The 10990-nt window shown below is 32.0% G+C and carries 7 protein-coding genes and 1 pseudogene; all 8 read left to right on the forward strand.

Translation table 11 applies throughout. The features are described from left to right. The first annotated feature begins 23 nt into the window (after positions 1–23). Entirely contained in the window at positions 24–4361 is a 4338-nt protein-coding gene (locus Q0075_RS10470; protein ID WP_297869459.1) for a CusA/CzcA family heavy metal efflux RND transporter, read from the forward strand. A 10-nt stretch (positions 4362–4371) separates the two neighbouring features. Then, positions 4372–5490: an efflux RND transporter periplasmic adaptor subunit gene (locus Q0075_RS10475; RefSeq protein ID WP_297869460.1), complete on the forward strand. Its 1119-nt coding sequence runs from the start codon at positions 4372–4374 to the stop codon at positions 5488–5490. A 13-nt stretch (positions 5491–5503) separates the two neighbouring features. After that, complete coding sequence (locus Q0075_RS10480) at positions 5504–6007, forward strand: hypothetical protein (protein WP_297869461.1); 504 nt, start codon at positions 5504–5506, stop codon at positions 6005–6007. Positions 6008–6265: 258 nt separating this feature from the next. Further along, the gene (gene hisG, locus Q0075_RS10485; protein WP_297869462.1) at positions 6266–7123 is read left to right on the forward strand and encodes an ATP phosphoribosyltransferase; all 858 of its coding nucleotides are present in this window, start codon (positions 6266–6268) and stop codon (positions 7121–7123) included. A gap of 35 nt (positions 7124–7158) precedes the next feature. After that, positions 7159–8433 carry a histidinol dehydrogenase gene (hisD, locus tag Q0075_RS10490; protein WP_297869463.1) on the forward strand — a complete coding sequence of 425 codons (1275 nt, stop codon included), beginning with the start codon at positions 7159–7161 and terminating at the stop codon, positions 8431–8433. Further along, on the forward strand, positions 8430–9500 hold the full coding sequence (hisC, locus tag Q0075_RS10495; protein ID WP_297869465.1) for a histidinol-phosphate transaminase: 1071 nt from the start codon (positions 8430–8432) through the stop codon (positions 9498–9500). Before hisD ends, hisC begins: the two co-directional genes overlap by 4 nt. Further along, the gene (gene hisB, locus Q0075_RS10500) at positions 9472–10611 is read left to right on the forward strand and encodes a bifunctional histidinol-phosphatase/imidazoleglycerol-phosphate dehydratase HisB (protein WP_297869464.1); all 1140 of its coding nucleotides are present in this window, start codon (positions 9472–9474) and stop codon (positions 10609–10611) included. The genes hisC and hisB overlap by 29 nt, the downstream gene beginning before the upstream one ends. Before the next feature lie 77 nt (positions 10612–10688). After that, a pseudogene (locus tag Q0075_RS10505) lies at positions 10689–10990 on the forward strand (imidazole glycerol phosphate synthase subunit HisH); the annotation flags it as partial.

The following is a 10990-nucleotide window of genomic DNA, read 5'->3' on the forward strand; positions in this document are numbered from 1 at the left end:
ATTAATTATATTATAAAAAAAAAATGTTAGAAAAAATTATTGCTTTTAGTTTAAGAAACAAGCTAATTGTTTTGTTGTTTACATTGGCTGTTTTTGGATTTGGATTATTCTCAGTTTTCCAAATTTCAATTGGAGCTGTTCCAGATGTAACCAATAATCAGGTTCAAGTTATAACCACATCACGAAATTTATCAACTCAAGATATCGAACAATATATCACTTATCCAGTTGAAATAGAAATGGCGAATTTACCTAGTGTAAAAGAAATTCGCTCTATTTCAAAATTTGGATTATCGGTTGTAACCATTGTTTTTGAAGACGAAATTGGTACGTATTTACCAAGACAATTAATAGCCGAAAAAATCAAAGCGGCTTCTGAAAAAATTCCTCAAGGATTTGGTACTCCAGAAATGGGACCAATTACTACAGGATTGGGAGAAATTTATCAATATACTTTAGAAGTAAAACCCGAATTTAAAAATCAATATACCGTTACAGATTTACGAACTATTCAAGATTGGGTAGTGAAACGTCAATTATCTGGAATTAAAGGTGTTGTAGAAATTAATACATGGGGTGGCTATTTAAAACAATATGAAATTGCTATTCATCCAGCTAGTTTAAAAGCAATGAATATTACTACTTCTGATGTATTTACAGCATTGGAGAAAAATAACAGTATTGCTGGAGGTTCTTATATAGAAAAAACGAATGAAAGTTATTTCATTCGTGGTGAAGGAAAAGTTAATTCTATTGAAGATATCCAAAATATTGTGGTAAAAAACGATTTTGGTACTCCAATTTATATCAAGGATGTCGCTCAAGTACAATTCGGTCATGCTAATCGTTTTGGTGCTATAACTGGAAATGGAGAAGGAGAAAAGGTGTTAGGTCAAGTAATGATGCTAAAAAATGCTAATTCAAAACAAGTAATTGATGATGTAAAACACAGAATAGCAGAAATTGAAAAATCATTACCTGATGGTGTTTATATTAATGGTTTTCTTGAACGAAGTGAATTAGTAGGAAAAACAACTTTTACAGTAGCTGAAAATTTAATTTTAGGCTGTTTAATTGTAATTTTTGTTGTAGTTCTTTTGTTAGGTAATTGGCGTTCAGGATTAGTGGTAGCTTCTGTTATTCCACTATGTTTGCTTTTTGCTATTACTTTCATGAATATTTTTAAAATCGATGCTAACTTAATGAGTTTAGGAGCAATCGATTTTGGTATTATTATCGATGGTGCTGTAATTATTGTAGAGTTTATCGCTTTTCAAATTGTTAGTAAATCTACTCATTTAGTAGGTTTAAGTAAAAAGGAACGTCAAGAAGAAATCGATCAAATTACGTATAAAAGTGCTTCTAAAATGATGAATTCGGCCGTTTTTGGGCAATTGATTATTTTAATCGTTTTTATTCCTATTTTATCACTTTCTGGAGTAGAAGGAAAAATGTTCAAACCTATGGCAATGACCTTCAGTTTTGCATTATTAGGCGCTATGCTTTTTTGCTTTACTTATGTTCCAGTGGCAGCTTCATTGTTTTTAAAACCACAAGAAGAAAATCCAAATTCGTTTTCAAATCGATTAATTAACAAGCTGAATTCTTGGTATTTACCAGTTATTAAATGGGCGTTACAAAACACTAAAAAAGTATTATCAGGTGCGGTTGCTATTTTGATTATCGCTGTGGCTTTGTTTTCAACTATGGGTGGTGAATTTATTCCTCAGTTAGATGAAGGTGATTTCGTTATCCAGCCCGTTCTCAAAACAGGAACTTCATTAAGTAAAACCATAGAAACCACAACTAAAATTGAAAAAACAATTTTAAAAAATTTCCCTGAAGTAGAACAAGTGGTCAGTAGAATTGGAGCTGCTGAAGTTCCTACTGATCCAATGAGTATGGAAGAAAGCGATGTTATTGTAAAATTGAAACCAAAATCAGAATGGGTTTCAGCTCATTCTAAAGATGAATTGGCTGATAAAATCAAAGCGGCAATTGAAAAACAAATTCCAAATATGGAAATAGAGTTTACCCAACCTATCGAAATGCGTTTCAATGAATTGATTTCGGGTTCAAGATCAGATGTTGCAATTAAAGTTTTTGGAGAAGATTTGGATATTTTAGCTAAAAAGGCGCATGAAATTGAGAAAGCCATTCGTAATGTTGAAGGTGCTTCCGATATTATTATTGAAAAAACAGAAGGTTTACCTCAAATGTTTGTGCAATACGACAGAAGTAAAATCGCTCGTTATGGTTTAAATATTGCCGATTTAAACGAAATGATTGCTTTAGGTTTTGCAGGTAAAGTAGTTGGAAATGTTTTTGAAGGCGAAAAACGTTTCGATATGGTAATTCGTTTGAATCAAACAAACAGAACGGATATTGAAGATTTACGAAATTTATATGTTTCAATTCCTAATGGTGAACAAATTCCTTTACGTGAATTAGCCAATATTACCTATACGGAAGGACCAGCAAAAATATCTCGTGATAATACCAACAGAAGAATCGTAGTTGGAATTAATGTTAGAAATCGAGATTTACAAAGTGTAGTAGATGATGTGAAAAAAATCATCAATTCAAAAATAAATTTACCACCAGGATATAGAGTAACATATGGAGGACAATTTGAAAATTTAGAAAGTGCTAAAGCAAGATTATTAATTGCTGTTCCAATCGCTTTATTCTTGATTTTTATTATGTTGCATTTCGCGTTCGGTTCTATTAAAGAAGCTATGATGGTGTATACAGCTATTCCACTATCGGCAGTTGGTGGTGTTTTATTTCTTTGGTTGCGCGATTTACCTTTTAGTATTTCAGCCGGAGTAGGATTTATTGCACTTTTTGGTATTGCGGTATTAAACGGAATTGTATTAATAGAGCATTTTAAAGAATTAAAACATAGTGGAAAATTTACCGATATGAATGAATTAATCTTAAAAGGAACAACAGACAGACTTCGCCCTGTTTTATTAACAGCTGCAGCCGCTGCACTAGGATTTTTACCTATGGCAATTTCTTCAGGAGCAGGTGCAGAAGTGCAACGCCCATTAGCAACGGTAGTTATTGGAGGATTAATAACCGCTACACTTTTAACTTTAATTGTATTACCAATCTTGTTCAAAATATATGATGAAAAAGAAGAGAAAAAATTAAAATTTAAAAATATTAAGCTAACTACTCACATCATAATTTTATTCTTTGGTACTACATTATCATATGGTCAAGAAAAGAATACAGAATTAGATAGTTTGGTTTCTAATGCTTTAAATAACAATGCAAGTATCAAATCAGGTCAGTTGCAAGTGGATAAAGCTAAAGCAGCTACAAAACTTGCTTATGATTTTAATAAAACCAATGTTTACTATAGTTATGACCAAAATAACTTAGCACTAAATAATTTGCCTTTAAAAGTTTTTGGAGCCCAACAATCCTTTTCTTTTCCAACAGTATATGGAAGTCAACGTAAAGTTTACAACGCGGAATACGAAAAAGAACAAGCTGGATTTGAAATTCAAAAAAACAAACTAACTATCGAAATTTCTAAGGTATATTATGAAATTGTATATCTTAATAATCAAGAGAAATTATATCGTTATTTAGATAGTTTGTATCAAAATTTTTCAAAAGCAAGCAATAGAAGATTTGAGTTAGGTGAAACTAATTATTTGGAAAAAATTACTGCAGAAGCCAAGTTTAGACAAATCAGAACGAAATTATCGCAAATAGATAAAGCAAAATTAGCACAACTCGAATTGTTACAATCACTTGTTCAATTAGATAAAAAAATAGCGGTAACATTAGCTGAATTAAAACCAATAAATAATTTAAGTGTTAATTCAAGTAAAAATTTGTACTATAATTATTTAGAGACATTTACAAAAAAATATAAAGCTAATGAAAGTTTACAAAAACAAAATTGGTTACCTGATATTAACCTTGAATATTTCCAAGGAAAAAACACTGGACTTTCACAATCTTTATATGGATTTCAAGTTGGTTTAGCTGTTCCGATTTTATTTAATGGAAACATTGCAAAATCTAAAGTAGCTAAATTAGAATCTCAAGCTTGGGAACAACAAAAGAAAAACGAAGAAACGAAAATTGAGGCTTATATCAATCAAAAAAATAATGAGTTAATCCAATTTCAACAAGCGATAGATTATTACAAGCAATACGGAAAAAAAGTATCGGATGAAATCATCAAAGTTGCCAATAATAGCTATAAACAAGGAGAAATAGACTTTTTTCAATATATCTTAAGTTTAGAAAATGCCGCCACAATTCAAGTGGAATATTTAGATGCTGTTATTCAATACAACAAAACACAATTAGATTTACAATACATTAATTTTTAATCATCAAACAATGAAAAATATATTCAAATTAATCGCCTTATTTGCTGTAATTACTTCATGTAAAAACGAAGTAGTGGAAGAACCACAGAAAGAAGACGGTTTAATTACAGTAACAAAAGAACAATTTCAATCTACCAAAATGCTTGTTGCTTCTCCAACAACACAAGATTTTAATGTAACTATTAAATCTTCTGGAAAAATTGATGTTCCGCCTCAGTATAAAGCTAAAATCACTCCTTTTATTGGTGGTTATGTAAAATCAACTTCTTTGTTAGTTGGAGATAAAGTAAGAAAAGGTCAAGTTGTAATTACCCTTGAAAACACAGAATATCTAGATATTCAAAAAGATTATGTTGAAGTAGCCGAACAAATTAACTATTTAAAATCGGAATTTGAGCGTCAGAAAACGTTGTACAATGAAAAAATCACTTCGCAAAAAAATTATTTAAAAGCGGAAAGTGATTATCGTCAAGCAAAAGGAATGTATCAAGGTTTACGCGAAAAATTATTGCTTTTAAATATCAATCCAACTAATGTTGAGAAAGGTAAATTTACTTCTGTTATAGCATTATCTTCACCAATTTCAGGAGATGTTACCGTTTTAAATGCCAATGTTGGAATGTTTATGTCGCCTTCAGATATAATAATGGAAATTGTAGATACCAACTATTTACACTTAAATTTAAGCATCTTTGAAAAAGATATATTGCATGTTAAATCAGGACAATCTATTAATTTCACTATACCAGAAGCTAGTAAAGATATTTTTACATCTAAAGTACAATTGGTTGGAAAATCAATTGAAAATAAAGACCGAACCATTTCAGTTTTCGGAACTTTAAATCCTGCAGACAAATCAAAATTATTATCAGGAATGTTTGTAGAAGCCAATATTATTATTGATTCTAAAAAAGGATTAGGTATTCCAAATGATGCTTTAATTACAGAAGACAATAAAAATTTCGTACTTTTATTACAACAAAATAGAAATGACGGAAGTTATGTTTTTAAGAAAACACTAGTAAATATTGGTGAAAAAACAGAACAGTTTGTTGAAATTTTACCTAACGAAAGTATTAATGAAAGCTCTAAATTATTAACCAAAGGAGTTTTCGATTTAACTAATTAAAAAACAAAAAATCATGAACGACGCACATTTACACATGGTAGTAAACCATTTTCCAATTATTGGGACAATTTTTGGATTAGGAATCTTAATTGCGGGTATTTTTTTTAAAAACAGCGTAATAAAAAATGTAGCATACGTAATATTCGTAGTAGCCGCAATTTTTAGTGCCGTAAGTATGGCTACTGGAGAAGGAGCCGAGGAAATTGCAGAAAAATTACCTTCAGTAACCGATCAAATTATTCATGAGCATGAAGAAATGGCTGAGAAATTAGCTGTCGTTTTATATGCACTGGGTATAGTTTCACTTATCGGATTGTATTTAAATTTTAAAAATCATGCAAAAGCCAATTTGATTTCTTACTTGGCTGTTTTAATTGCAATTGTAGGAGTATTTTTAGGGAAACAAACAGGTACAACAGGTGGCGAAATTCGTCACACTGAAATTCGTGAAAATACTAATATTGGTAATGCTTCGGAGACAAATAGCGAACAAGAATCACATGACGACGATCATTAAACAAAATATAAAATTTATAAAACATTTTGTTTATTCGAAAATTAAGTTGTTAACTTTGCAAAGTTAAATAATAAAAGAAATTATGTTTTTAAATCAATTACATCATCATCATACCTCCGCTCAAGCGAAGTAATGATGCTATGTAATTAATCCATATAAATCAGAAACCCGTTTGAGTACATCAAGCGGGTTTTTTGTTGGTAAGCATTTTTTAAAAATCTTCTTGGTGTACTCATTTTAAAATTAAATAAAATTAAAATGAACACGTTAAAAATTGCTATTCAAAAATCAGGTCGCCTTCACGATGAAAGTATCCAAATCTTAAAAGATTGTGGAATTTCTGTGTATAATGGTAATGACCAACTCAAAGTTACCGCTTCCAATTTTCCTCTAGAAGTGTACTATTTACGAAATTCAGATATTCCACAATATTTGATTGATGGTGTAGTTGATATTGCGATTGTAGGCGATAATCTTTTAGTTGAAAAAGGCCAAAACATTGAAATCGCTGAGAAATTAGGATTTTCAAAATGTAAAGTATCAGTAGCGGTTCCAAAGAGTTTCAACTACAATTCCATTCAAGATTTAAATGGATTACGAGTTGCAACTTCATATCCTAAAACGGTAATAGATTATTTTTCTTCTAAAGGAATTTCCGTAGACATTCACCAAATCTCAGGTTCGGTTGAAATTGCACCAAACATCGGACTTTCAGATGCGATTGTAGATATCGTTTCCAGTGGAAGCACCTTATTTAAAAACGGTCTAAAAGAAGTCGAAGTGATTTTAAAAAGTGAAGCTGTTTTAGCTGTTTCTCCACAAATTTCTGATGAAGCCAAACAAGTTTTAACCAAGTTACAATTCAGAATTCAATCGGTTTTACGTTCAAGAAAATCGAAATACATTTTAATGAATGTACCCAATAATAAAATTTCAGAAATCAGTAAAATTCTTCCTGTATTGAAAAGTCCAACAGTTATGCCATTAGCCGAAGAAGGTTGGAGTAGTGTTCACTCCGTAATTGATGAAGATAAATTTTGGGAAGTCATCGACCAATTAAAAGAAGCTGGAGCCGAAGGAATTTTGGTTTGCCCAATCGAGAAAATGGTCCTTTAAATGAAAATAGAGAATAGAATTTAGAATATAGACTTATGAAAAAAATATACAACCCACAACCCGAATCTTGGTCAGAAATTTGCAAAAGACCAACCCAAACTTTCTCAGACATAGAAGAAACGATAAAGCAAATTTTCAAAGAAATACAACAAAAAGGAGACAAAGCGATTGCAAAATATACCTCTTTCTTTGATGGTGTAACTTTAGAAAATATTCAAGTATCACCAGAAGAAATTAAAATTGCTAAAAATGAAGTTCCTGCTGAATTAAAAGAAGCCATTCAATTAGCCAAATCAAATATCGAACAATTTCACGCTGTTCAAAAAACAGATAAAATTGTGGTAGAAACAACTATTGGAGTTACGTGTTGGCAAGAAAAACGTCCAATTCAAAAAGTTGGATTATACATACCAGGTGGAACTGCTCCTTTGTTTTCAACGGTTTTGATGTTAGCTGTTCCTGCAAAATTAGCAGGTTGTCAAGAAATTGTATTGTGTTCGCCTTCTGATAAAAATGGAAAAATTAATTCCGCAATTCTATATGCTGCCGATTTGTGTGGCGTAACAAAAATGTACAAAGTCGGCGGAATTCAAGCCATTGCGGGAATGACATTCGGTACAGAAACCATTCCGCAAGTATATAAAATCTTCGGACCTGGCAACCAATTTGTAACCATTGCCAAACAATTTGCTTCTCAAAACGGAGTAGCTATCGATATGCCAGCAGGACCAAGCGAATTATTAGTTTACGCTGATGAAACCGCAATTCCAAGTTTCGTAGCTTCTGATTTATTAAGTCAAGCCGAACACGGAAAAGATAGCCAAGTGATTTTGGTTACTACCAATAAAAACATTTTAAACGATGTGGAAGAAGAAATTTATAAACAATTGAAAGATCTTCCAAGACAAGAAATCGCGCAAGTGGCTATTAATAATTCCAAATTAATCTTTGTTGAAACCGAAAAAACCGCTTTATCGTTAATTAATGAATATGGTCCTGAACATTTTATTGTATGTTCTAAAAACGAAGACTATTTCGTTGACGGAATTCAAAATGCGGGTTCGATTTTTATTGGAAATTATACTCCAGAAAGCGCTGGCGATTATGCTTCTGGAACCAATCACACATTACCCACAAACGGATATTCTAAAAGCTATAGTGGCGTAAATTTGGACAGTTTCTTGAAGGCGATGACCTTTCAAAAAATATCAGATATTGGAATTCAAAACATCGGAAAAGCAATAGAAACTATGGCAGAGGCCGAAGGTTTACAAGCACACAAAAACGCAGTTACATTAAGATTAAAATAAAAGCTATGAATTTAGAAAACTTAATCAGAAAGAACGTAAAAAAACTTAGTCCATATTCTTCAGCACGCGATGAATTTGAACAGTTTACAAAGCCAATGGTCTATTTAGATGCTAATGAAAATCCGTTTACTAACGGCATAAATCGTTATCCAGATCCACAGCAAAAAGAGCTAAAAGCCATTATTGGGGATAAAAATAACGTTTCAAAAGAAAATATTCTTTTAGGAAATGGAAGTGATGAAGTTTTAGATTTGATTTTCAGAGCTTTCTGTGAACCGAATCGCGATAATATCATTACATTGCCGCCAACCTATGGAATGTATGGAGTTTTAGCCAATATCAATGCTATTGAAAATCGTGAAGTGTTACTAAATGAGGAATTTCAACCGAATGTAGAAGCCATTATAAATGCTGTGGATAACAATACGAAAATCATCTTTTTGTGTTCACCAAATAACCCAACAGGAAATTCTTTTACAGATTCATCCGTAATTAAAATTCTCAATCAATTCAAAGGATTAGTGGTAATTGATGAAGCGTATATCGATTTTTCAAAAGATGAAAGTTGGTTAAGTGTTTTGAAAGATTTTCCTAATTTGATTATTACGCAAACCTTATCAAAAGCGTATGCAATGGCAGGATTACGAATCGGAATTTTGTATGCATCTAGAGAAATTATTGCAGTTTTGAATAAAATTAAGCCACCTTACAACATTAACGGTTTGTCACAAGAAACTGCTGTCAAAAAATTGTTGCAAAGTACGATGCCAACGCAAGTTAGAAAAATATTGGTGGAACGAAATAAACTCATCGAAGCACTTTCAAAATGCGAATTTGTTGAGAAAATATATCCTTCGGACGCCAATTTTATCTTAATTAAAGTGGATGATGCGAATTTTAGATACCAGCAATTTATCGAAAATGGAGTAGTGGTTCGCAACAGAAGCAATCAACCTTTATGCGAAAATTGCTTGCGAATTAGTATTGGAACTAAAGAAGAAACTGAACAAATTATTGAATTATTAAAAACCTTCAACAATGCCGAAAAGAGTATTATTTATAGATAGAGATGGAACTTTGGTTTTAGAGCCAGAAAATTATCAATTAGACAGTTTAACTAAATTAGAATTCTATCCAAAAGTATTTCAATTTTTGAGTAAAATCGCTAAAGAATTGGATTTTGAATTGGCAATGGTAACCAATCAAGATGGTTTAGGAACCTTAAGTTTTCCTGAAGAAACTTTTTGGCCAACCCAAAATTTCATCCTGAAAGCATTTGAAAATGAAGGCATAACATTTGACGAAATTTTTATCGACAGAAGTTTTCCTGAAGACAATGCTCCAACCAGAAAACCTAGAACGGGAATGTTAACCAAGTATTTGAACAATCCGGAATACGATTTGGAGAATTCATTCATAATTGGCGATAGAATTACCGATGTGGAATTGGCTAAAAACTTAGGTTCTAAAGCAATTTTTATCAAAAACGAAGAGAATTTGGGCGGAAACGAAATCGCAACGTCATTGGAAGAACTCCAAAATGTAATCGCTTTACAAACAACCGATTGGCAAAAGATCTACGAGTTTTTCAAATTGGATGAAAGAACAGCTTCTATCAAAAGAACAACAAATGAAACCAATATCGCTATTACTTTAAATTTAGACGGAACAGGAAAAAGCAACATCAACACCGGAATTTCCTTTTTCGATCACATGTTGGACCAAATTGCGCGTCACGGACAAATGGACTTAGATATTCAAGTCAAAGGCGATTTAGAAGTCGACGAACACCACACAATCGAAGATACCGCAATTGCCTTAGGCGAAGTTTTTGCAAAAGCTTTAGGTAATAAATTAGGCATCGAGCGTTACGGATTTTGTTTACCAATGGACGATTGTTTAGCGCAAGTAGCCATTGATTTTGGAGGAAGAAATTGGCTAGTTTGGGAAGCAGAATTTAAACGTGAAATGATTGGTCAAATGCCAACCGAAATGTTTTTTCACTTTTTCAAATCGTTCACAGATGGTGCAAAAGCGAATTTAAACATCAAGGCAGAAGGAACAAACGAACACCACAAAATTGAAGCGATTTTCAAAGCCTTCGCAAAAGCAATTAAAGTGGCTGTGAAAAGAGATACAGAGAAAATGATTTTACCCTCAACTAAAGGAATGTTGTAAAATAAGCCACAGATTACAAAGATTAACACGGATTACAAATCCTTAAAATCCTTTAATCCGTGGCAAAAAATAAAAATATGAAAATAGCAATAATAGATTACGGAGCCGGAAATGTACAAAGTGTCTTATTCGCTTTGGAGCGACTTGGTTTTGAAGGAATTGTCACGAATGATTGGAATACTATAAAGACAGCTGATAGAGTGATTTTTCCTGGTGTAGGCGAGGCGAGTAGCGCTATGAAAATGTTGGTTGATAGTGAATTAGAAGTATTGATTCCAACCCTTAAACAACCGGTTTTAGGAATTTGTTTGGGGATGCAATTGATGTGTAAAAATTCAGAAGAAGGCAATACCATCGGATTAGGAATTTTTGATGTCAA

The sequence above is a fragment of the uncultured Flavobacterium sp. genome (genome assembly GCF_937967675.1).
Taxonomy (GTDB): Bacteria; Bacteroidota; Bacteroidia; order Flavobacteriales; family Flavobacteriaceae; genus Flavobacterium.